Here is a 22,250-nt window from a genome sequence, read left to right as displayed (position 1 = left end):
TAAATTCAGATCTTCTATGATAATTGATGCGGCTTGACAGCGGTTTCTGCTGTTAAGCCAATGTCTGTTTAATATTCAGAGCTTAACAGGAAGTCCGCTATGTGCATCGTCTTGATGCCCTTATAGTTTCCGCCTGAGAACTCATCCGTTGCCAGAACATATTTGGGGTAGTTATCGTGGATCTCCAGCAAACGCTCATACTCCCGTTTTTCCGTTTTCGGAGAACGAAGCTCCTGTGTGACCTGCACATAGAGCTTTTCATTTTGCCGTACTGCAACAAAGTCGATTTCGCCACTGCCGGACTTGCCGACATTGACGGTATAGCCTCTGCGGCAAAGCTCCAAGTACACGACATTCTCAAGGCTGGATGCCACGCTGTCAGCGTTATAGCCAAGAACGCTGTACCGTAGGGCGGTATCGGCAAGATAGAATTTCTCTTGCGTTTTCAGGATTTCCTTACCATGCAAATCAAAGCGGGAGCATCGGTGAAGAAGATATGCCTTTTCCAGCTTTTCCAAGTAACTGTAAACAGTTTCGTTGTCCAGCGAACGGTGCTCCGCTTTCAGATAATCCGAAATGGACTTTGCCGAGAAGGTATTGCCCACATTGTTGAAAGTGTACTTGACCACCCGCTCCAACTGGTCAATCTTTCTCACCTGATTGCGCTTGACAATATCCGAGAAGATCGTGGAGTTGTAAATATCCCGCACGATGGTGTAGACCTCGTCCTGAGAGAACTCCTGCAAATGCGTTGCCGGGAAACCACCCAAGCGCACATAGTTGGCAAGCTCTGCCTTCGGCTCTCCAACCTCGGTATATTGGCTTTTGAACATCAGGTACTCGCCAAAGGACAAGGTGAAGATTCTAAAAGACACATACCGTCCCGTCAGATAGGTCGAGATCTCAGAGGACATCATACGGGAGTTGGAGCCTGTCACATACAGGTCAACATCAAAGTCCGACGCCAGTGAATTGACGACCTTTTCCCAGCCATTGATTTCTTGAACCTCATCAAGAAATAGATAGGTTTTTCCATCGGGCGAAAGACGCTCCTTAAGCTGCGCGTACATCTGTTTTGCTGTCATATCATCATATTCCATCGAGTCATAGCGGCAGCTGACAATGCACTCATCCGGAATATTCCGCTGTGTTTTCAATCTCTCCATAATCATTTTCAGGATCGTTGACTTTCCGCAGCGGCGCACTCCCGTGAGGATTTTTACAAATGGCGTATCCACATAAGCCATAATCTTCTCTACATACAAAGGTCTGTAAATCATCGTGACCACCTCCGTTTGTAGATAGTATACCGCAATTCTCATTAAAATCCAATAAGTTTTGCGATTATAAACCGCAAAACTTTTCAAAAGTTAATTCAACTGCGGTTTGCCTGCTTTTTTGGGAAGGATATAACTGAACAGCAAGGGAACCATAATGATAGTATTATATTACTATTGGAAAGAATCCTTGAGATGAGCTAGAAATCTATCAGCGATAGGTGTAAACGCCTGATATCTATTCCATGCTATATATATTCTATTTTCAAGCTTCGGAGACAGTGGTCTGAATACAAGGCCGCTGTCTTTTGACGTATTTACAAGATGTTCGTAGGTGAGAAGATATCCTAAGCCTTCCATGGCAAAAATTGATCCATTGTAAGAAAGGCGGAAGGAACCTTCTAACCGAAGCTCTGAAAATCTGCTTCCAGCCCAGTTTCTAATATCTCCATTCCATGCCTGATCAGAACAGAATAACGGCAAGCCTACAAGGTCATCCAAACGGATGGCTTTTTTCTTTGCCAGGGGATCGGTATCCGGAATGATAAGTCCCCAGGTGTCTGCTTGAGGAAATTCGATATATTCGTATTTGCGGATATCCGGTTGTTCTACCAGTACTACAAAATCAAGTAAGCCTTTATCGACTTTTTCAGAGAGCTGCTCTGTATCACCGCTTGTGATATGATAATGAAGGTTCGGATAGTGTTGTTTAAAATCTTTTATAGATTTTGCCAGATATCGAAGCTGGTAGGATTCAGCAAGACCAAGATAGAGCTCTCCACCAGCTATATCATCCAGAGAAACAAATTCCTGCTCGATTTTATCAGCCATGCTGACAAGATCCTCGGCACGATTGCGTAGCAGAATTCCTTCATCAGTAAGCTGGATACTAAAAGCATGTCTTGTGAAAAGCTTTTTCCCAAGTTCGTCCTCCAGCGATTTAAGCTGTTTTGACAGGGTAGGCTGAGTTACATGCAGAAGCTGGGCTGCTCTACTCATATTTTCTTCTCTTGCCACTGCTAAAAAATATCTTAAGGTTCTAATTTCCATAGAATTTTCCTTCCATGATCAGTGCACTCGAAATACTTCGTATTTCTCGTTACTATATGATATGCCAAAAAGGAATAACATGATATTCATTATAACCATTAGCAGGAGTATTTACAAGCTCGTATAATAAATATGTCAGGTGAACGGTACAATTGAGTGAGGAAATCTCATGGATAAAGAAAAACTGAAACAGTGCCTTATGGATACAGGATGTCACGAAGATACATCAGAAAATATCCTTAAGCAATATGAAGCTGGAAGCATGGAAAACATGTTTCGACTCTTGAAAAAAGAGCGTTGCCGCATAATGGATGAATATCATGAATGCGGAAGAAAAATTGATTGCATGGATTTTATGCTTAGAAAAATCGAAAGTGAAATGAACAAGAATAACGGAGGTATCAAGCGATGATGAAAACAGAAGAACTTAATTTAGTAACGGAATGGGATAAGGTATTTCCAAAGAGTGAAAAAGTAGATCACAAGAAGGTAACATTTGCAAATCATTTTGGAATCACCCTGGCAGCTGATATGTACATACCAAAGAATGCTACAGGAAAACTTCCTGCGATTGCAGTGTCAGGTCCTTATGGTGCTGTTAAGGAGCAGTCATCAGGTCTTTATGCACAGACAATGGCAGAAAGAGGTTTTCTGACGATTGCCTTTGATCCTTCTTTTACCGGAGAGTCAGGTGGTTTTCCAAGGTATATGACCTCACCGGATTTAAACGTTGAGGATTTTCAGGCAGCGGTAGATTTCTTGTCTGTTCAGGATAATGTTGACCCTGAGCGAATCGGAATCATAGGTATCTGTGGCTGGGGAGGTGTAGCCCTTCAGACCGCCTGCCTTGATACAAGGATTAAGGCTACGGTTACATCAACAATGTATGATATGACAAGAGTTGCAGCGAATGGATACTTTGATGCTGATGATAATAAAGAGGCAAGAGTGAAGGCCAGAAAGGCTGTGAATGCTCAGAGAACGGAGGACTTTAGAAACGGTACATACGCTTTGGCAGGAGGAGTTGTCGATCCATTGCCTTCGGACGCTCCGTTCTTTGTAAAGGATTACTATGATTATTACAAGACTAAAAGAGGTTATCATAAGAGAAGTCTTAATTCAAATGATGGCTGGGCAATTACCGGAATGATATCACTTTCCAATATGCGCCAGTTCCATTATGCAGGAGAGATTGATAATGCGGTTCTTATGATCCATGGCGAGAAGGCTCATTCCTGCTATATGAGTAAGGATGCTTTCATGCTGCTTAATGGAGATAATAAAGAGCTTTATATCATTCCTGGTGCAGTACATACAGATCTCTATGATGGTGGAGATAAGGATTATATTCCGTTTGATAAGCTAGAGAGTTTCTTTCATGAGTATTTAAAGTAAAAATCGAAAAGCAAATGCTCATATGTATAGGTGGCAGAGGATGGAACAACGGAATGGTGCCAACCGGTTTCTGACAAGTTATATGGTGAATTAAAATGATGTCGAAAAGAATTGCAGCAACACTGGTGGTCTTCTTTTTGTTGTTAACCGGGTGTAATGCAAATAATACCGGTGATGTTCAAGAAGATAATATTGGGCAGATGAAATCCGGTGTTCAAACAGATACAAATGAGTCAAAGGAGCAGACTGAGATGAAAATGGCGGATGAAAGCACATTGGCTGATAATCAGATTCGTGTAACAGTAGGTAGTAGTTCATTTATTGTGAATCTGGAAGATAATGAAACTGCCAAGGCTTTAAGAGAAATGCTTGCGGATGGGGATTTGACTATTTCAGCATCAAATTACGGAGGTTTTGAGAAGGTCTGTCAGTTGGGAAAGACTCTACCACGTAACGACAATCAGATTACAACTGAGGCTGGGGATGTAATGTTATACAATGGAAATCAGATAGTATTCTTTTATGGCGCTAATTCATGGTCATATACGAAAATAGGTAAGGTGGAAGCGTCGAGTATCGAAGAGCTTGAAAGTGTGTTAAGTGGATCAGAGACAGAAGTCATATTAAGCATAAAATAAGGAGATGGATAATTTGAAAAAGATAGTATTTGTTGGCTCTCGATAAGCTCTCATATGATGACATTGCTAAGGTTACCTATGGAGTAATGTGGAGAAGGCCCTGAAATGAGGCAGAAAATAAGGATTATATTTCAAAAATAAGAGCCTTAGGGCTCTTTTTTATTGAATAGTGTTGTATCCAATTCAGGATGACCTGGATCTGATCTCATTGTCTGTCACAGAGTTTCTCTGTATAATGTCATAAGGATATTGCCCTTGATCCGCCGTGACCTTAAGGCCAAAGGAGGACAGGCCTGCTGCAGGCTCTCTTGGGACAAAGATAGACCATGTGGTGGAGAAGGCTCTTGACGGGCTTGATAAGATAATCTGCCCGAAAAAATAGGCTTGTTGCTTTTCTTAATTATGTGCTATAATAAAAAGCAATGGCTTTTTTTGAGGCGCAGGCGCCGGAGAGGAGAATGGCATGCTGATTCGTGAGACCATCGAGCAGATGGAAAAGGAGGAGCTCTCCCCATATGCTACGCTTTCGGTAAATTCAAGGGGAAGGAAGGTAGCTGAGGAGCAGTGCGATATCAGACCGGTCTTCCAGAGAGACAGGGATCGGATACTGCATTGCAAGGCCTTCAGGAGACTTATGAACAAGACACAGGTCTTCCTTTACCCTATGGGAGACCATTACAGGACCAGGATGAGCCATACCCTTGAGGTTGCTCAGAATGCCAGGACCATAGGAAGGGCCTTAAGGCTTAACGAGAGCCTGATAGAGGCCATTGCCTTAGGACATGATCTGGGACACACCCCCTTTGGCCATGCCGGAGAGGATGTGCTCGATAAGTGTACCAGTGGAGGCTTCAGTCACTCTGAGCAGTCTGTAAGGATAGTCGAGAAGCTTGAAAAGGACGGTAAGGGCTTGAATCTCACCTGGGAGGTAAGAGACGGGATCAGAAACCACCAGACCGAGGGACATCCTGCGACTCCAGAGGGAGCAGTCGTCCGCTTATCTGATAAGATAGCCTATATCTACGCCGATGTCGATGACGCTATAAGAGGCGAGATCATAAGAGAGGAGGACATCCCGACAGAGATCAGAAGGACGCTTGGTATGAATGCCAAGGCAAGGCTTAATACTATGATCCATGATGTCATAACTACAAGCGAGGGAAGTCAGGAGATCAGGATGTCCGATGAGATAAGGGAGGCAGCCATGGACTTAAGGAGCTTCCTTTTCGCCAATGTATATAGAAACCCAAGGGCCAAGGGCGAGGAGATAAAGGCCAAGAGGATGATTCGCATGCTCTTCGAATACTACAATGAGAATCCTAAGGCCCTGCCTGAGAAGTATTACAATAGTATAGAAAGAAAACAGGATATGCAGGAGAGGATCATCTGCGATTATATAGCCGGGATGACGGACAGCTACTGCAGGACAAAGTTTTCGGAGTTCTTTATTCCTAAGGCCTGGGAGGTAGATGGTTTTTGAGCTATTATGACCAGGAGACAATTGAAGAGGTCCGCAGGGCAAACGACATAGTCGATGTGATAAAGGAATATGTCCCTCTGAAGAAGAGTGGCAGCAACTATTTCGGACTCTGTCCTTTCCACGGAGAGAAGACACCGTCATTTTCGGTCTCTCCCTCGAGGCAGATGTATCACTGCTTTGGCTGCGGAGCAAGCGGGACTGTCTATCAGTTCATGGAGAACTATCTCCATCTGTCCTTTCCTGAGGCAGTAGAGACCCTGGCCAATAGAGCCGGTATCACCATACAGTCAAAGGAGTTAAGCGGAGAGCAGAAGAGATGGAACGAAAGGAGGAAGCAGCTGCTTGCAGCAAATAAGGATGCAGCGGTCTATTTTTACAGTCTCCTCCACAGCGACAGAGGTGAGGCCTGTCTTGAATATTTTAAGGACAGGGGCTTAAGCGATGATACAATGCTTAGGTTCGGGCTCGGATATTCGGATCCTCATTCTGATGATCTGTATTTATATCTAAAGAAAAAGGGATATTCTGACGATATACTCCGTGAGAGCGGTTTATTCACTTTCTCTGAGCAATACGGTATAAGGGACAAGTTCATAAACAGAGCCATGTTTCCGGTCATGGACCAGTACTCGAGGGTCGTTGCCTTCGGAGGACGGGTCTTCGGAGACGAAAAGCCCAAGTACTTAAACTCACCTGAGACCGATATCTTCCATAAGAGCAGGGAGCTCTACGGACTTCATCTGGCCAGACGGACCAGGAGGGGGTATCTAATCCTCTGCGAGGGATATATGGATGTGATAGCCCTTCATCAGGCAGGCTTTGACTGCGCTGTGGCTTCGCTTGGGACCTCTCTTACACCCCAGCAGGTCGAGGTTATATCACATATCACGAAGAATGTTTATCTGTCCTATGACAGTGACGGAGCAGGAGTAAATGCCATTCTTCGTGCCATACCAATGTTTCAGTCAAAGGGGATCAATATGAGAGTCATAAATATGACCCCATATAAGGACCCGGATGAGTTCATAAAGGCTAAGGGAGCCGACGAGTATCAGAGGCGGATAGATAGTGCTGAGAATTTTTTCATATTCGAGATAAGACAGCTCGAGAAGAAATACGATCTTAGAGATCCGGCAGAGCATACGACTTTTGAGACAGAGACTGCGAAAAAGCTCCTCACCTTTAAGATAGAGCTCGAAAGAGAGAATTATACAGATACTGTCTGCAGGGAGTTTGATATCCCGAAGGAAGCGATGAAATCCCTGATCAGGAAGCTTTCAGCTGACCAGATCATAAAGCCTGATGCGGCTAAGCGTCGTAGCGAGTCAGCACCTTCTAGGGACAGGCAAAAGGATGATCCGGATCAGATGAGACTTCTTTCATGGATAGCAGACAGACCTGACCTTTTTTCAACAGTGAAGGAATATCTTTTGCCAGAGGATTTTGATCAGGGAATACTAAGAGAGATAGCAGCACAGCTGTATGAACAGATAGAGAAAAACGGGATAGCAAATCCCGCTGTCATAATAGATTCTTTTGATGAGGTAGAAGATCAGAACAGGGCTTCATGGATCTTCCATGAAAATATAAGGTCGCTTCAGGATACTCCGAAGGAAGAGAAGACGAAGGCTTTTATCCTTACCCTTTCACGGGTAGTAAGGAGAAGCTATGATAAGCGGATAGATTCTCTTGATCCGGCCGATAACGGACGTTATGATCTGATAAGGAAGCAGAAGGAATCACTGGATAAGATAGCAAAGCTTAGAATTGCCGATGCATGAAGGAGGAACCATAAATGGCTAAGTCCACAAAGACAACAACGGCGAAAAGGACTGACAATAAGGAGAAGGGAGGAATGTCAACAGAGGAGAAGGAGAAGATCTTTACGACCAAGCTTCAGGAGCTTTTAAGCCTCGCAAAGAAGAAAAAGAACGTACTCGAGTATAACGAGATCACCGAGTATTTCAGCGGGCTCAATCTAAATGACAAGCAGTTCGAGAAGATCCTCGATTTCCTCGAGAGCAATAATGTCGATGTCCTGCGTGATGATGTGGGCGTTGATGATGACATTCCTGAACCGGATGATGACTTCGTTCCTTCAGATGAGGACGATGTGGACCTCGAGAATATCGATCTTTCTGTTCCGGAGGGCGTTTCAATCGAGGATCCTGTAAGGATGTATCTAAAGGAGATAGGAAAGGTTCCTCTTCTTACCGCAGATCAGGAGATAGAGCTTGCAAAGAAGATGGAATCAGATGATCCCCAGGTCCGCACTGCTGCAAGGAAGAAGCTGGCTGAGGCCAACCTTAGACTGGTGGTATCTATTGCCAAGAAGTATATTGGAAGAGGTATGCTTTTCCTCGACCTGATCCAGGAGGGTAATCTGGGTCTTATTAAGGCTGTCGAGAAGTTTGACTACAAGAAAGGCTATAAGTTCTCTACCTATGCTACCTGGTGGATCCGTCAGGCCATAACCCGTGCCATAGCAGATCAGGCCCGTACCATAAGGATCCCTGTCCATATGGTAGAGACCATAAACAAGCTTATCCGCGTACAGCGTCAGCTGCTTCAGGAGCTTGGCCGTGAGCCGACCCCTGAGGAGATAGCAGAGGAGATGGATCTGCCTGTCGAGAGGGTAAGGGAGATCCAGAAGATCTCCCAGGAGCCGGTATCACTGGAGACTCCTATAGGTGAGGAGGAAGACTCCCATCTGGGGGACTTCATCCCTGATGACAATATGCCGGTGCCTGCTGATGCAGCTACATACACCCTCTTAAGGGAGCAGCTGAATGATGTCCTTGATACCCTTACCCCAAGGGAGAAGAAGGTACTTATCTTAAGGTTCGGCCTAAAGGACGGCAGGGCCAGGACCCTTGAGGAGGTCGGCAAGGAATTCAATGTCACCCGTGAGCGTATCAGACAGATAGAGGCAAAGGCTCTTCGCAAGCTTCGTCACCCTAGCAGGAGCAAGAAGTTGAAGGATTATCTCGAGTAATGAAGAAGGAGTTATCAGAGAGGCTGTCCTGTGTATATGATCTGGTGACTGTTGGAGGCGTGGTCGCAGACGTTGGATGCGATCACGCCTTTTTGTCGATAGCGCTGGTAGCTGACGGCAGGGCAAGAAGAGCCATAGCTATAGACGTAAACAGGGGACCGCTTGAAAGGGCCAGACAGCATATTGTAGAAAACGGTCTTTCTGACAGGATAGATATCCTGCAATCAGACGGCCTTACAGAGCTTGATACCGTCCCTGATTCTATAGTAATATGCGGTATGGGAGGTTCGCTTATAGTCTCAATTCTTGAGAAGGGGCTTGAGATAGCGGGTAAGACAGGTGAGCTTATACTTTCTCCCCAGTCGGATGCTGCCATGGTCAGATACTGGCTTTATGATCACGGCTTTTCCCTGTCGGAGGAAAGGGCTCTTGTCGATTCCGGAAAATACTATCAGATAATAAAGACCATACCCGATGGCAGAGCAGCAGGATGGGGAGAGATAAGCCCGTTTTCGATGAAATACGGGCCTTATCTTCTTGCCCACAGGGATAAGGCCCTTAAAGGCCAGCTTGAGAACAGGATAGATGTAATAGAATCTATAACAGAAAATCTGGACAGCAATGAGCCCAGATACAAGGAACTAAAAGGAGAAGAGAGTCTATGCAGGATTTTTGTGAGATAAGGATAAACGGAGGAGAGCCACAGAGGGTTCCCAGAGACCAGAAGCTTTCAGACCTTGCCAAGAAGGTATACGGAGAGGACTATGAAAAGGCATATCTGGCCATATATAATGGTAAGCTGACTGAGCTGACCCAGGATGTAAGGGAGGACGGGACTATTGATTTCCTTTCATCTGCCAATAAGGACGGACAGAGGGCCTACAGGAGGAGTCTTGTCTTCCTTATGCATAAGGCTCTCCATGAGCTTTTTCCTGAAGAAAAGCCTACGGTCTTCGTTCAGTTTTCATTAGGCGACGGATATTACTGTACATTCGGAGAGGGAAGGAAGGCGACTAAGAAGCTTCTTTCGGAGCTTAAGAGAAAGATGAAGGAGATAGTTACACTTGATCTTCCCATCACCAAGAGAACCTATCCAACTGTAGAGGCCACTGAGCTCTTCGCAAGGGGCGGAATGCCTGATAAGGAAAAGCTTCTGCACTACAGGTCCAATTCCAGCACAAATATCTATGAGATAGACGGTATCCACGACTATTTCTACGGCTATATGGTTCCGTCCACAGGATATCTTAAGTCCTTTGACATAGAGCCCTTTGACCAGGGCTTTGTGCTGCGGTTCCCGGATAATGAGGGAGGGATAGAAGCATTTGATCCACCAGTCAAGCTTTTTTCGGTCTTAAAGCGTACCAGGGAATGGGCTTTAGCCATGGATATAGATACGGTTGGTGCCTTAAACGATGCAATAGCAGGTGGCCGGACCAAGGAGATAATCCTTATGCAGGAGGCCTTCATGGAGGAGAGGATAGGCGCTCTTGCAAGTGAGATAGCCCAGGACAGCAACAGGAAATTCGTGATGATAGCAGGCCCTTCATCTTCAGGAAAGACTACCTTCTCGAAAAGGCTTTCTATCCAGCTTAAAGCCAGGGGGCTCAGTCCTCATGCGGTCTCTCTTGACAACTATTATCTGGACCATGATCTGATGCCTGTCGATGAGAACGGGCAGAGGGATTTCGAGGCTCTTGAATGCCTTGATATAGAGCAGTTCAATTCAGATATGACAAGGCTCTTAAAGGGCGAGCAGGTCACTCTTCCTATCTTCGATTTCGTGGCCCAGAAGAGGGCTCCTGAAGGGATAAGGATGCAGCTTTCTGATAACGATGTCCTGGTCCTTGAGGGGATACACGGACTTAATGACAAGCTAAGCTACTCCCTTCCAAAGGAGTCAAAGTACAAGATCTATATATCAGCCCTGACCCAGCTTGCAATAGATGAGCACAACCCGCTGTCTACGACGGACGGTCGGCTTATAAGGCGTATCGTAAGGGATGCCAGAACCCGGGGTACCACGGCAAGGGAGACCATAGCCATGTGGGATTCGGTCCACAGAGGCGAGAAGAAGAATATATTCCCCTTCCAGGAGTCTGCGGATGCAATGTTCAACTCAGCCCTTATCTATGAGATGGCAGTCCTTAAGATCTATGCTGAGCCGCTTCTCTATGGGATTCCCTCTGACTGCAGGGAGCATACCGAGGCCAAGAGATTATTAAAGCTTCTTGACTATTTCCTCCCTATGCCTACCGAAAACATAGCTAATACCTCTCTGATCCGTGAGTTTATAGGCGGAAGCTGTTTTAATGTTTAATAATAAGGAAATGCAAAAAAAAATCATAAAAGCGATCAGGTTAATAGCCCTTTCGCTTTCCATTGGAGTGATCCTGGGACTGGCCGGAGGAGCCTTCTATCTCTGTATAAAGAAAGCGACGGATATCAGGAGAGCTCATCCGGCCTTCCTGCTCCTGCTTCCTATAGGAGCCGTTCTTATCAATTTCTTCTACAACTGGTTCGAAAAGGAGGCTGACGGGGGCACCAACAGGGTCATAGAGGCCGTTTATTCGACCAAACCGGTTTCCATAAAGATGACTGCATCTATCTTCGTTACGACGGTCTTTTCTCATCTCTGCGGTGCATCTGTAGGCCGAGAGGGAGCGGCCTTACAGCTGGGGGGAAGCGTGGGCTATAATCTGGCCAGAGCCTTAAGACTTAGTGACGATGAGAAAAATATGTGCGTCGTCATGGGAATGGGAGCCTGCTTTTCGGCGCTTTTTGGAACTCCTATGGCAGCGGCTGTATTTGCACTTGAGATAGCTGTGGTAGGACGAACCAATCCCAGATGGCTTTTTTCAGTCCTTCTGTCTTCCTATACAGCCAGGTTTACTGCAGCTTGGATAGGAGCGCCGAACCTTAGCATGGAGCTGGCTGCAGAGATTCCATTTTCCGGCATCAGGATAGTATATGTATCCGTGATAGCAGCTGTCTGCGGCCTTATTTCCCTTGCCTTTGTTACTCTGATCAGGAAGGGAATGAAAAGGTCAGCCGAGATAATAAGCGACCCATATTTAAGAGGCTTCTTCTGCGGAGTGGCTCTTCTCATGCTATCTCTTCTTTTCAGGGGCCAGGAATATAACGGAGCCGGAGTAGAGATGATCCCTGTCTTTATGAAGGGTGGTGCAATGCCATATCAGTTCATACTGAAGATAGTATTCACCCTGATATCTGTCTGGGCAGGCTACAGGGGAGGAGAGATAGTCCCGGCGCTCTATATTGGCGCAGCATTAGGTTCAGTATTTAGCAATCTGTTCGGAGTATATCCTGAGCTTGCCTGCGGAGTAGGCATGGTAAGCCTTTTCTGCGGAGTCACCAACTGCCCTATGGCAGCCTTTGTCATAGGCATAGAGATCTTCGGAGCAGGCTCTGCACCTTATTTCCTTGCGGCCTCGGCTGTCGCCTTCATATGCAGCGGAAGAAGGGGACTTTATTCGGCTCAGAGGTGGGATTAGTGCAGATTGCACAAAAATCAGCATCAACTTTTGTTAAAAATTACTAAATGACATATGAGGGGGTTTTTGTTATCATATAGGAAACGGAAGCATATATATTTAGTTTCCGTTTTCCAGGAAAAAGAGAATCTGTTATCAGGAGGCAATCATGTTAAGAGAAAAAATACTTAATGGGGCTGTAAGCGTTTACAAGAAAAAGGGTATCAAGTTTACCATGGACGATCTGGCCAGGGAGATCTCCATGAGCAAGAAGACCATATATACGGTCTTCCGTGATAAGAAGCATCTTATCAATGATCTGGTGAATCTCGTTTTCGATCAGATAAAGGAGAGCGAGGATGAGATAGTAGCGGATGCGAGCCTTGACTCTAAAGAGAAGCTTAAAAGGTTGCTTTCAGTCATGCCTGAGACCTTCAAGGGAGTTGATTTCCCTGTATTTCTCGATTACAAGGACAAGTATCCGAAGGCCTATGAATCAGTAAAGGAAAGGCTCGAGAGCGGCTGGGACCAGACACTCGGGGTCATCCGTGAGGGTATCGCCAACGGAAGCTTCTGTGAGGTGGATCTGAATCTCTTTCAGATGATCTATGATGCTGCTGTCGAGAGGTTCTTATCGACAGGTGAACTTGATGAGTATGGAATCCATTATGGGGAAGCACTGGAAGGACTGGCTGATATCATGATAAGTGGTATCAGAGCATAGGAGGTTACATAATTGGAAATGATCTTTGGAAATGCCCTTACTCCGCGGGAGGCGCGGAAGTCCTTAAGGGCAGCTGGGGGATACAGGAGGAGCTGTCCTGATGATGGCGATGTCTCTTATCAGATAAGGCTTCGGAAAAACAGAACACTCTATGACCGGCTCGGAGTCGTTGATATAAGGCTCGAGGGCGACAATGAAGAGGAGCTTGATACTAAGAAGGGGATCATAGTATCAAACATAAGGATGGGATTCGGCCATTACCGTATCTCTATGGCAATGGCCAGTGCGGCTCATGCTCTCGGATATACGCCCTACTGGCTGGATCTTAATTCTTTTCCAAAGACTGCCGCGACCAAGATCATATCAAAGCAGAATGATCTTTATTCAAAGGGATCGAGGCTTTCTAAGAATCCCATTTTCAACAGGCTGATCTGGGAGCCGCTAAACTATACCGGTTTCAAGAAGCTTACCTATAATGCATCCGATCAGGAGACCAGCAGGCTATTAGCTCCTGTCTATCAGAATATCCCTGAGCAGATACCTGTCATAGCGACCCATGCCTGGCCGGCCCAGGCTGCAGTCCACAGAGGTATGAAGAGGGTAATAGAGGCTATACCGGACAACTGGCCTATGGCCCTGCATCTTGCCGAGGGCGCCATCCATACTGTTCAGACCCATAACGCATATCTGGGCTACAGGACCCTGAACGGATTCTATGGTGATAAGCCTCTGAAGCCGATACCGTCGGATCAGATATTCTATACAGGACATTATATAGATCATGAGCTTGTCTCTAATATTGATGCTGACTGCGCCAGAAGACTTGACCGTATAGAGAAGAAAAAGCCAGTACGTTTTCTTCTTTCCATAGGAGGAGCAGGAGCTCAGGCCGATATATTCGAGGCAATAATACGTTTCCTGCTTCCTCTTGTAGAGGAGGGCAGGGCAGCCCTTATGGTAAATGTAGGCGATTACAAGAATGTCTGGGAGGAAATGGCAAAAAGGATCTCAGGCCTTGAGGAAAATTCAGTCAGACATTTCAATGATTTCGGCGAGGCCAGTACCTTTGCAAAGCATTCTCTTGACAATGATATTACAGGTATCCATGCCTTTTATCATAAGGATATTTTTGAGGCTGTCTATATCACCAATCTTCTGATCAGATGCTCTGACTGTCTTGTCACGAAGCCATCTGAGCTTGCCTTTTATCCTGTGCCAAAGCTTTTCATCAGAAGGGTAGGAAAGCATGAGATGTGGGGTGCTATTCATTCGGCAGAGATAGGCGACGGTACATTTGAGGTAAGGGAGACTGCTCAGGTGCTCTCCATGCTTTCTCTTATGATAGAGGATGGAAGCATAATAGGAGATATGTGCGAAAACATTAAGCAAAACCGTACACTTGGTATATATGACGGGGCATATAACTGTGTGAGGCTTGCTGTAAAGGAAATGGATTAAGGGGCGTAAGGAGGTTATAAAATGTCAGAAAAAAGGGAACTTAAGCCTGTTACAAAAAAGGTGATATGGCTTTTTGCCATTGGTCAGCTGGGATGGTCGCTTATGAGCGCAATCCTTACAAATTTCATAGAGTCATTCTATCAGCCTGATAATGTCTCTGTAAAGCAGGGTATGATATATTTCATACCTCAGGGCAGAGTCATATTCGGAGTATTCACTATAATAGGTGGCATATATGCCATAGGAAGGGTATTTGATGCCATAACGGATCCCTGGATCGGGAATCTTTCCGACAGGAGCAGAAATCCAAAGGGCAGACGAATACCGTTTATGAAAAGAGCAGCCATTCCTCTGGCCCTTATCACTATTATGGTCTACATATGTCCAACAGCAGGAAATCCGGTCGCAGACAAGCTTGGAAGCAATGGAGTAATAAATGCCGTATGGGTCCTTGTCATGATGCTTCTTTTCTATCTTTTCATGACAGTTTACTGTACTCCATATAATGCTCTTATTGCAGAGCTCTCAAGGGACCAGAGGACACTTGCTGATATTTCTACTGCAATATCCTTTACCTTTATTATTGGTTCGGCAATGGGCTATATGGCGCCTACCATATGGAGTGCCATCACTCCGGCAATAGGAAGCCGTGTATGGGCCATGAGGACAGTATTTATTGTAATGGCCATTATAGCCTGCATATGCGCTCTGGTGCCTGCCTTTACAATAAAGGAGACAGACTATATCGACGCAAAGCCGTCAGAGGGCTCGGCATTTTCATCGCTTATCAAATGCTTCAGCAACAAAAGCTTCGGAGTCTTCGTCCTAAGCGATATCTGTTACTGGGTCGGCATCACTATGTTCCAGACAGGACTTCTGCACTATGTAACAGTGCTTATGAAGCTGCCTGAGAGCTATTCCACTATACTTTATATAGCCATGACTCTTCTCTCGGTTCTCTGCTATGTGCCTGTCAATCTCCTGATGAAGCACTTCGCAAAGAAGAGACTTGTTATGACAGCCTTTATTATGATGTGCCTTGTCTTTATCATCACAGGACTTTCAGGTAAATTCGGTCTGCCAGGCATAGCAAGCGGAATCCTTGTAGTGATTACAGCCTGCTTTCCTATGGCAATACTAGGAATAATACCTCAGACCATAGTTGCTGATATAGCAAAGTCAGACGCATATACTACAGGAGAAAATCATGACGGCATGTTCTTTGCTGCCCGTACCTTCTCGATGAAGCTGGGACAGTCACTTGCCATACTTTTATTTACTTCATTGGGGACAATAGGCCTTGAGAGTGGAAGAGGATACAGGATAGCAGCCTTTACTGCATCGGCCTTCTGCCTGGCCGGAGTTGTGATCCTTTTCTTCTACAACGAGAAAAAGGTCCAGAAGATCCTTAAGGAAGCGGGCTATTGATCAGGAGGAAAAATGATAAGAAAGCTTGAGGGTAAAAGAGAAGCCTTTGTTATTGATACGCCAGAGACAAGTCTGGTCCTTCTTACTCTTCCCACCGGGCAGATAGAAACAGCCTATTACGGGAAGAGGATAGCTATAGAAAGCGCCTGTGAGGCAGAGTCACTTTCTGAAAAGAATGAGTTTCCTCCGGGCAATTCCATCGATTATAATTCAGATCCCAATCCCTATACTCTTGAGGATGTAAGGCTTCTTGTAGGGACATATGGTAAGGGAGATCTGAGGGAGCCCATGATAGAGGCTGTCTCTTGTGATGGCAACTCGACTTTGGACTTTGTCCTGACAGGCTCTTTGATAAGTGACGGGAAGAATGAGATAGAGGGTCTTCCATCATCCCATGATTCAGAGGGAGCTTTGTCCCAGACACTTACTCTTATTATGACTGATAAGAATAATGGATATGTGCTGAAGCTGTACTTCTCCGTTTTTTCTGATTCAGATGTCATAGCAAGAAGTGTTTCCTTCGAGAACAGATCTGGAAAGAAGGTAAGGCTGGAACGGCTTCTTTCAGGCCAGCTCGATATATTCGCAAGCTCATGCAGGGTCATATCCTTTACCGGTGCCTGGACCCGTGAGATGAACAGGAATGACACCATAGTAAGCTCAGGCAATTATTCCATATCTACTATTGCTGGCTCATCCTCATCAAGGGCCAATCCCTTCTTTATAGTAGCATCTCCTGACGCTACAGAGGAATATGGCAGATGCATGGCAAGCAACCTGATCTACAGCGGAAACCATTATGAGAGTGTATCGGTAAGTACCTATGGAAAGACCAGGATACTTACCGGTATCTCTCCTGAGGGCTTCTCCTTTGAGCTAGTGGACGGGGAAGTATTTAATGCTCCTGAGTGCCTTATGGCCTTTAGTGATCAGGGCTTTTCAAGGCTTTCTATCATTATGGCGGATTTCGTAAGGGAGCATATCCTGACCGGAGAATGGGCGAAAAAGCCCCGCCCTGTCCTCCTTAATTCCTGGGAGGCTGCCTACTTTGATATCAATGAAAAAAAGCTTCTGTCATTTGCAAAAAAGGGCAGGGAGCTCGGAGCTGAGCTTTTCGTAATGGACGATGGCTGGTTCGGCAATAGGAATGATGACAGAAGCTCGCTCGGTGACTGGAAGGTAAACCTAAAGAAGCTTCCTCATGGTCTGTCCTGTCTGTGCGACCGTATACACGGTCTTGGAATGTACTTTGGTATATGGGTAGAGCCGGAGATGGTAAATGTGGATTCTGATCTCTACAGGGCTCATCCGGACTGGACCATACAGACTCCTGACAGTGAGCAGTCAGAGGGACGCCATCAGAGAATACTGGATCTTTCTAATCCTGAGGTCGCAGACTATGTTTACAAGGCCATGTGTGCTATCTTCTCCTCGGCTTCCATAGACTATGTGAAATGGGATTATAACCGTATTTTTTCAGATGTCTATTCGCCGTATCTTAAGGAAAGAAGCAGCGGGGAGCTATACCACCGCTATATACTGGGACTTTATCATATAATGGATGGCCTTGTGAAAAAGTATCCTCATATACTTTTCGAGGGCTGTGCCTCAGGCGGCAACAGGTTTGACCTTGGAATACTGTCTTATTTCCCTCAGATATGGGGATCGGATAATTCCGATGCCATAAGCCGTCTTACCATACAGCAGGGCTACAGCATGGGCTATCCAATGAGCTGCGTCACTGGCCATGTGAGTGCCTGCCCTAATCACCAGACTCTAAGGGTCACGCCTCTTGATACCAGGTTTAATGTGGCAGCATTTACAAGCTTCGGTATGGAGATGAATCCGCTTGATATGAGCAGTCAGGAGATACATGAGCTCTCAGGCTATGTAGATCTCTACAAGAAGCTGAGGACCACCATGCAGGGCGGTGACTTCTATCGTATGAGCGATGAGGATAATACTGTAAAATGGGTCGTGACCGATAAGGACGGGTCCAGATCGGTAGGAATGGTACTTGTAAAGGAGATAAAGCCAGGAATCAGATATGAGAACCTGAAGTTCAGGGGACTTGACCCTTGCGGCAGATATCATGTTTATAATCTTCCTGTGGATATCGATGTAAGGACTTTCGGATCCATGATAAACCAGGTATCTCCTGTCCATGTGAAGCCAGGATCTCTAGCCGAGGGGGCCATAGCCCATTTCGTAAAGATCCACTGCGAGCTGCTAGAAGAAAATGTATCAGGCTCGCTTCTTATGAATGCCGGGATAAACCTGCCTCCTGCATTTACAGGAACAGGCTACAATGAGCGTGTAAGGGTAATGGGAGACTTTGCCTCAAGGCTTTATATAGTCGAGAAGGTCGATAGGGATTCCTTGACAGAGGACTCCTTGTCATGATATAAAGATTATATTTCTGAATCTCTGCCTCTTTATGAAAAGGAGGCAATATGGAAAAACAGGTTGAATACGAAGCATTCAGGGATCGTTTATATGATACTCTCGATCTGGAGCTGGAAGGTCTTGGAGAGACCTCTGTTTCGCAGATAAGCGGATGTGATGGGAGGATAATAGACGCCTACTTCATAACAATGCCCGGAAGGAAGGCGCCTAATGTATTCTATCCATCCTATTTCTATCAGAAGTACAGAGGCGGGACTTCTATTCCGGAGATAGTAGAGAATATAAAGGACTGTATCAGATGGATATCATCTGATGATATAAGCGAAGAGGACTTATCTGACTTTGAATGTGCAAAAAGCCATATAGTTCCGAAGCTTATCAGCGGCGAGGGGAATCGTGACTGGGTGTCTAATGTAGTCCATCTCCCATATCTTGATATGATGATCGTTTTCGTATATGTAGTAAGAGCAGAGGGCGATGAATTCGTATCCTTTACCATTAGTGAAAATATGCTAAGCGACTGGGGCATCACAAGGGATGAGCTATTGGATGCTGCCATAGAAAGTGCCATGGAGCTTTTCCCTTTAAGCATAGACAGCATAGAGGATGTATTGGGCCTGTCGACTGATGAATTCAGGCAGACCTTCTATGTGATGACAAACACAAGGCGTCACCTGGGAGCAGCCACAATGCTTTATCACAATGCTCTTTTAGACTTCGCCAATAGGCTTGGAGGTGGCTTCTCGGTGATCCCCTCATCAATCCACGAGGTCCTTCTGATACCGGATTCGCTCTGTATAAGCCAGAGTGACCTTAAGCAGATGCTAAAGGATGTGAACGGTTCCGTAGTCCGCCCGGATGAGGTGCTGTCGGAAAAGGTCTATCATTTCGATGGGGAGGGGAAGGGCCTAGTCCTTAATCCCTAATCTCTAATCTCTACTTCCTTTTTTTTCCAATATAGGCTATAGTATATAAAGATTTTTTAGAAAAGGAGATTTCCAATGAGTGTTTTTATTGTAGACTATGCCTCTGTTGGCGCTAAGGGTCTGAAGGAGATCCAGGACACTGCCGGAAGCGATGCGGTTTTCTTTATTTATTCCGCACAGGATGGCAGAAATCCGGTCGATCTTGTAACCGAGAAGCAGAATAAGGAAAAGGAGAATCCGATTCAGCTTTCTGTAGATGTGCTAAGTAAGGCAAGAGCAGCCTTTGCTGCAGAAAAGGCAGAGGTCGTAGGGGCAAAGGAAAAGCCTCTGGTACAGAAAAAGCAGGAAAAGAAGCCTGAGAAAAAGCAGGAAAAGAAGGCTGAGGAGAAGAAGCAGGATAAGAAGGAAGAGAAGAAGAGAGTAAGCGTAGAGCTTTCAGGACATGCTGATCTGTCTGATTCAGTAAAGAAAAAGATCCGTTCAGCCGTCAGGCCTGCAGGATTACAGCCAGTACAGTATGCACGTATCTATAAGGCCTTTGCCCAGTCTCCGGACAAGAACGAGTACAATATAGCTCTCCAGAGATGCTTTCGGGTACAGAAAAAGGCCAACGACATCTATAAGCTTACAAGATCTCTTTTCGAGGAGGAAAAGGGCAACTGAGTCTGATACATATAAAGGAAATTGTATAGATGAATATATTTTCATCTTTACATAAAATAATCTGTAACATATAATTCTAACGGAACTTTTAAACCTTTAAGTAATATCAGAAGGAGCTTTTATATGGCTGGAAATTCAGCAGCAAAGCAGAGCAGCCCTGCTATCGAAAGATTGTTCCACATGAAAGAAATGGGAACGAACACGAAAACCGAGGTCATGGCCGGTTTCACCACATTCATGACTATGGCCTACATCCTTGCAGTAAATCCTAACATACTCTCGGCTGCCGGCATGGACAAGACAGCGATCCTTATTGCGACCTGTCTGGCATCATGCTTCGGAACCCTGTGTATGGCCTTTATGGCTAACTACCCGTTTGCACTTGCACCGGGAATGGGACTTAATGCATTCTTTGCATTCACAGTGTGCGGGAATATGGGCTACACCTGGAAGGAGGCACTTGCAGCTGTATTCATAGAGGGTGTAGTTTTCATAGTTCTTTCTCTTACAAATGTCAGGGAGGCTATCTTCAATGCTATTCCATCTACATTAAAGAAGGGCGTTTCAGCTGGTATCGGACTTTTTGTAGCCTTTATAGGTCTTCAGGACGGAAAGCTTATAGCTAATTCCGATTCCACCTATGTGACCTATGTGGATTTCAGGGCCAACTGGCATCAGGCAGGGTCATTTGCACTTCTTGCCCTTATAGGACTTATGATAATCGCGATCCTTTATATCAGGGGGATCACAGGAGCAGTCCTTATCGGAATCATCGCGACCTGGATACTTGGAATGATCTTCCAGGCAGCAGGCATATATGTACCTGATCCAAAGAACGGATTCTATTCAGTACTTCCGTCAGGAGTTTTTACTGACTTCTCCAAGTTTGGAAATACATTTGGACAGTGTTTTAATGGCTTCAAGACCATGAATGACAAGGGAATAGTAAACTTCATCGTTGTCATCTTCTCATTCCTCTTCGTAGATATCTTCGATACGATCGGAACACTTGTTGGATGCTCAGAGAAGGCCGGATTCCTTGATAAGAACGGAAAGCTTCCTCACATAAAGGGAGCTCTTATGGCTGATGCCTGCGCTACCTCAGTAGGAGCTGTTTTCGGTACATCTACTACGACCACCTATGTTGAGTCAGCATCGGGTGTAGGAGCAGGCGGACGTACAGGACTTACCTCAGTAGTCACAGGAATCATGTTCCTTGTAGCTATGTTCTTCTCACCGATCTTTACGGCTATTCCTGGATTTGCTACTTCACCGGCACTGGTATTCGTAGGATTCCTTATGCTTTCATCGATCTTAAAGATCGACTTCAATGATTACCGTGAAGCGATCCCGGCATATCTTGCTACAATAGCAATGCCGCTCTTCTACAGCATCTCAGAGGGAATCTCAATCGGTATCATTTCATACGTCATCATTAATACCGTTTGCAACTGCTTCATGAAGGAAAAGAAGAAGGTAACGGTACTTATGTATGTTCTAGCAATACTTTTTGTACTGAAATATATATTCATACCAAGATGATCCTGCGGGGTGCGGTTTCGCACCCCTTTTTGTTCTGTCAGAATGGAGGTAAAAGTGAAAAAGCTGTCACTGGCAAAGGAGCTTTCCGGAAATGTATATCCCGGAAGAGGTATTGTTGTAGGAAGATCAGAGGATAGTAAGTATGCGGTATGCGCCTACTTCATTATGGGGAGATCGGTGAATTCAAGGAATCGTATCTTCGTTGAGGGCGAGGATCAGGGAATAAGGACACAGGCCTTTGATCCATCAAAGCTTTCAGATCCCTCTCTTATAATCTATGCTCCTGTAAGAGTCACAGGAAACCATACTATAGTCACCAATGGAGATCAGACTGATACTATATTTGATGGCCTTAACAAGGGACTTACATTCGAGCAGTCCTTAAGGTCAAGGGAATTCGAGCCTGATCAGCCGAACTTCACACCCAGAATTTCTGCCGATATGCTTATAGAGAACGGAGAATTTTCCTACCAGATGTCTATCCTTAAGAGCGATCTTATGGATCCGTCCTGCACCGACAGATATACCTTCTCATATGATAAGCCTCGTGCAGGGGAGGGACGCTTCATCCATACATATATGGGAGACGGCAACCCGCTTCCTTCCTTTGAGGGAGAGCCGACGCCAGTAGAGATAAACGGAGATATTGACGAGTTCACATCCCTTGTCTGGGACAATCTGAATCCAGACAATAAGGTTTCTCTTTTTGTCAGATTCATAGATCTAAAGACAAAGAGATATGAGATGCGTATCGTAAACAAAAACAATTGAAAG

General features: G+C 45.4%; 19 protein-coding genes. 17 read left to right on the top strand and 2 right to left on the bottom strand.

The genetic code is table 11. The features are described from left to right. Positions 1–68: 68 nt before the first annotated feature. Positions 69–1,280, bottom strand: coding sequence for an ATP-binding protein (locus ACTNCK_RS08970; RefSeq protein WP_441082177.1), 1,212 nt, complete (start codon positions 1,278–1,280; stop codon positions 69–71). Between the two features lie 171 nt (positions 1,281–1,451). Next, positions 1,452–2,327 (bottom strand): LysR family transcriptional regulator, encoded by an 876-nt coding sequence (locus ACTNCK_RS08965; protein ID WP_441082176.1) that lies wholly within the window; start codon positions 2,325–2,327, stop codon positions 1,452–1,454. Positions 2,328–2,496: 169 nt separating this feature from the next. Here ACTNCK_RS08965 and ACTNCK_RS08960 point away from each other — a divergent pair, with 169 nt between their 5' ends. From ACTNCK_RS08960 to ACTNCK_RS08880, 17 genes are all read left to right on the top strand, one after another. Beyond that, on the top strand, positions 2,497–2,739 hold the full coding sequence (locus ACTNCK_RS08960) for a hypothetical protein (protein WP_441082175.1): 243 nt from the start codon (positions 2,497–2,499) through the stop codon (positions 2,737–2,739). After that, the gene (locus tag ACTNCK_RS08955; protein WP_441082174.1) at positions 2,736–3,722 is read left to right on the top strand and encodes an alpha/beta hydrolase; all 987 of its coding nucleotides are present in this window, start codon (positions 2,736–2,738) and stop codon (positions 3,720–3,722) included. The genes ACTNCK_RS08960 and ACTNCK_RS08955 overlap by 4 nt, the downstream gene beginning before the upstream one ends. 95 nt (positions 3,723–3,817) lie before the next feature. Then, entirely contained in the window at positions 3,818–4,360 is a 543-nt protein-coding gene (locus tag ACTNCK_RS08950) for a cyclophilin-like fold protein (RefSeq protein ID WP_441082173.1), read from the top strand. Between the two features lie 463 nt (positions 4,361–4,823). Further along, positions 4,824–5,840, top strand: coding sequence for a deoxyguanosinetriphosphate triphosphohydrolase (locus ACTNCK_RS08945; protein WP_441082172.1), 1,017 nt, complete (start codon positions 4,824–4,826; stop codon positions 5,838–5,840). Next, positions 5,837–7,621, top strand: a complete 1,785-nt coding sequence (gene dnaG / locus ACTNCK_RS08940) for a DNA primase (protein ID WP_441082171.1) — start codon at positions 5,837–5,839, stop codon at positions 7,619–7,621. Before ACTNCK_RS08945 ends, dnaG begins: the two co-directional genes overlap by 4 nt. A 74-nt stretch (positions 7,622–7,695) precedes the next feature. Continuing rightward, positions 7,696–8,835 carry an RNA polymerase sigma factor RpoD gene (gene rpoD / locus ACTNCK_RS08935; RefSeq protein WP_441082189.1) on the top strand — a complete coding sequence of 380 codons (1,140 nt, stop codon included), beginning with the start codon at positions 7,696–7,698 and terminating at the stop codon, positions 8,833–8,835. Continuing rightward, positions 8,835–9,518, top strand: a complete 684-nt coding sequence (locus tag ACTNCK_RS08930; protein WP_441082170.1) for a tRNA (adenine(22)-N(1))-methyltransferase — start codon at positions 8,835–8,837, stop codon at positions 9,516–9,518. The genes rpoD and ACTNCK_RS08930 overlap by 1 nt, the downstream gene beginning before the upstream one ends. Continuing rightward, positions 9,497–11,155 carry a nucleoside kinase gene (locus tag ACTNCK_RS08925; RefSeq protein ID WP_441082169.1) on the top strand — a complete coding sequence of 553 codons (1,659 nt, stop codon included), beginning with the start codon at positions 9,497–9,499 and terminating at the stop codon, positions 11,153–11,155. Before ACTNCK_RS08930 ends, ACTNCK_RS08925 begins: the two co-directional genes overlap by 22 nt. A 10-nt stretch (positions 11,156–11,165) precedes the next feature. After that, entirely contained in the window at positions 11,166–12,350 is a 1,185-nt protein-coding gene (locus tag ACTNCK_RS08920; protein ID WP_441082168.1) for a chloride channel protein, read from the top strand. A gap of 148 nt (positions 12,351–12,498) precedes the next feature. Continuing rightward, positions 12,499–13,053: a TetR/AcrR family transcriptional regulator gene (locus ACTNCK_RS08915; RefSeq protein ID WP_441082167.1), complete on the top strand. Its 555-nt coding sequence runs from the start codon at positions 12,499–12,501 to the stop codon at positions 13,051–13,053. A gap of 18 nt (positions 13,054–13,071) precedes the next feature. Beyond that, complete coding sequence (locus tag ACTNCK_RS08910) at positions 13,072–14,511, top strand: DUF6938 domain-containing protein (RefSeq protein WP_441082188.1); 1,440 nt, start codon at positions 13,072–13,074, stop codon at positions 14,509–14,511. A gap of 21 nt (positions 14,512–14,532) precedes the next feature. Next, positions 14,533–15,939 (top strand): MFS transporter, encoded by a 1,407-nt coding sequence (locus ACTNCK_RS08905; RefSeq protein ID WP_441082166.1) that lies wholly within the window; start codon positions 14,533–14,535, stop codon positions 15,937–15,939. A 12-nt stretch (positions 15,940–15,951) separates the two neighbouring features. Continuing rightward, positions 15,952–18,342 carry an alpha-galactosidase gene (locus ACTNCK_RS08900; protein WP_441082165.1) on the top strand — a complete coding sequence of 797 codons (2,391 nt, stop codon included), beginning with the start codon at positions 15,952–15,954 and terminating at the stop codon, positions 18,340–18,342. Positions 18,343–18,392: 50 nt separating this feature from the next. After that, entirely contained in the window at positions 18,393–19,271 is an 879-nt protein-coding gene (locus tag ACTNCK_RS08895; RefSeq protein ID WP_441082164.1) for a DUF5688 family protein, read from the top strand. Positions 19,272–19,346: 75 nt separating this feature from the next. Then, the gene (locus tag ACTNCK_RS08890; RefSeq protein ID WP_441082163.1) at positions 19,347–19,934 is read left to right on the top strand and encodes a hypothetical protein; all 588 of its coding nucleotides are present in this window, start codon (positions 19,347–19,349) and stop codon (positions 19,932–19,934) included. Between the two features lie 123 nt (positions 19,935–20,057). Then, positions 20,058–21,476, top strand: a complete 1,419-nt coding sequence (locus ACTNCK_RS08885; RefSeq protein WP_441082162.1) for an NCS2 family permease — start codon at positions 20,058–20,060, stop codon at positions 21,474–21,476. A 54-nt stretch (positions 21,477–21,530) separates the two neighbouring features. Next, positions 21,531–22,247: an IMP cyclohydrolase gene (locus ACTNCK_RS08880; RefSeq protein WP_441082161.1), complete on the top strand. Its 717-nt coding sequence runs from the start codon at positions 21,531–21,533 to the stop codon at positions 22,245–22,247. Positions 22,248–22,250 lie beyond the last annotated feature (3 nt).

Source organism: Candidatus Weimeria sp. HCP3S3_B5 (assembly GCF_052064335.1).
Classification (GTDB): Bacteria; Bacillota; Clostridia; order Lachnospirales; family Lachnospiraceae; genus Weimeria.
The sequence above is the reverse complement of the archived record's forward strand: the minus strand, read 5'-3'. Positions and strand labels throughout refer to the sequence as shown.

What these genes read in the sequence shown, in the direction of transcription:
- ACTNCK_RS08970 (WP_441082177.1), bottom strand. Translation starts at nt 1,280, where the DNA reads ATGATTTACAGACCTTTGTATGTAGAGAAGATTATGGCTTATGTGGAT.
- ACTNCK_RS08965 (WP_441082176.1), bottom strand. Translation starts at nt 2,327, where the DNA reads ATGGAAATTAGAACCTTAAGATATTTTTTAGCAGTGGCAAGAGAAGAA.
- ACTNCK_RS08960 (WP_441082175.1), top strand. Translation starts at nt 2,497, where the DNA reads ATGGATAAAGAAAAACTGAAACAGTGCCTTATGGATACAGGATGTCAC.
- ACTNCK_RS08955 (WP_441082174.1), top strand. Translation starts at nt 2,736, where the DNA reads ATGATGAAAACAGAAGAACTTAATTTAGTAACGGAATGGGATAAGGTA.
- ACTNCK_RS08950 (WP_441082173.1), top strand. Translation starts at nt 3,818, where the DNA reads ATGATGTCGAAAAGAATTGCAGCAACACTGGTGGTCTTCTTTTTGTTG.
- ACTNCK_RS08945 (WP_441082172.1), top strand. Translation starts at nt 4,824, where the DNA reads ATGCTGATTCGTGAGACCATCGAGCAGATGGAAAAGGAGGAGCTCTCC.
- rpoD (WP_441082189.1), top strand. Translation starts at nt 7,696, where the DNA reads ATGTCAACAGAGGAGAAGGAGAAGATCTTTACGACCAAGCTTCAGGAG.
- ACTNCK_RS08930 (WP_441082170.1), top strand. Translation starts at nt 8,835, where the DNA reads ATGAAGAAGGAGTTATCAGAGAGGCTGTCCTGTGTATATGATCTGGTG.
- ACTNCK_RS08925 (WP_441082169.1), top strand. Translation starts at nt 9,497, where the DNA reads ATGCAGGATTTTTGTGAGATAAGGATAAACGGAGGAGAGCCACAGAGG.
- ACTNCK_RS08920 (WP_441082168.1), top strand. Translation starts at nt 11,166, where the DNA reads ATGCAAAAAAAAATCATAAAAGCGATCAGGTTAATAGCCCTTTCGCTT.
- ACTNCK_RS08915 (WP_441082167.1), top strand. Translation starts at nt 12,499, where the DNA reads ATGTTAAGAGAAAAAATACTTAATGGGGCTGTAAGCGTTTACAAGAAA.
- ACTNCK_RS08910 (WP_441082188.1), top strand. Translation starts at nt 13,072, where the DNA reads ATGATCTTTGGAAATGCCCTTACTCCGCGGGAGGCGCGGAAGTCCTTA.
- ACTNCK_RS08905 (WP_441082166.1), top strand. Translation starts at nt 14,533, where the DNA reads ATGTCAGAAAAAAGGGAACTTAAGCCTGTTACAAAAAAGGTGATATGG.
- ACTNCK_RS08900 (WP_441082165.1), top strand. Translation starts at nt 15,952, where the DNA reads ATGATAAGAAAGCTTGAGGGTAAAAGAGAAGCCTTTGTTATTGATACG.
- ACTNCK_RS08895 (WP_441082164.1), top strand. Translation starts at nt 18,393, where the DNA reads ATGGAAAAACAGGTTGAATACGAAGCATTCAGGGATCGTTTATATGAT.
- ACTNCK_RS08890 (WP_441082163.1), top strand. Translation starts at nt 19,347, where the DNA reads ATGAGTGTTTTTATTGTAGACTATGCCTCTGTTGGCGCTAAGGGTCTG.
- ACTNCK_RS08885 (WP_441082162.1), top strand. Translation starts at nt 20,058, where the DNA reads ATGGCTGGAAATTCAGCAGCAAAGCAGAGCAGCCCTGCTATCGAAAGA.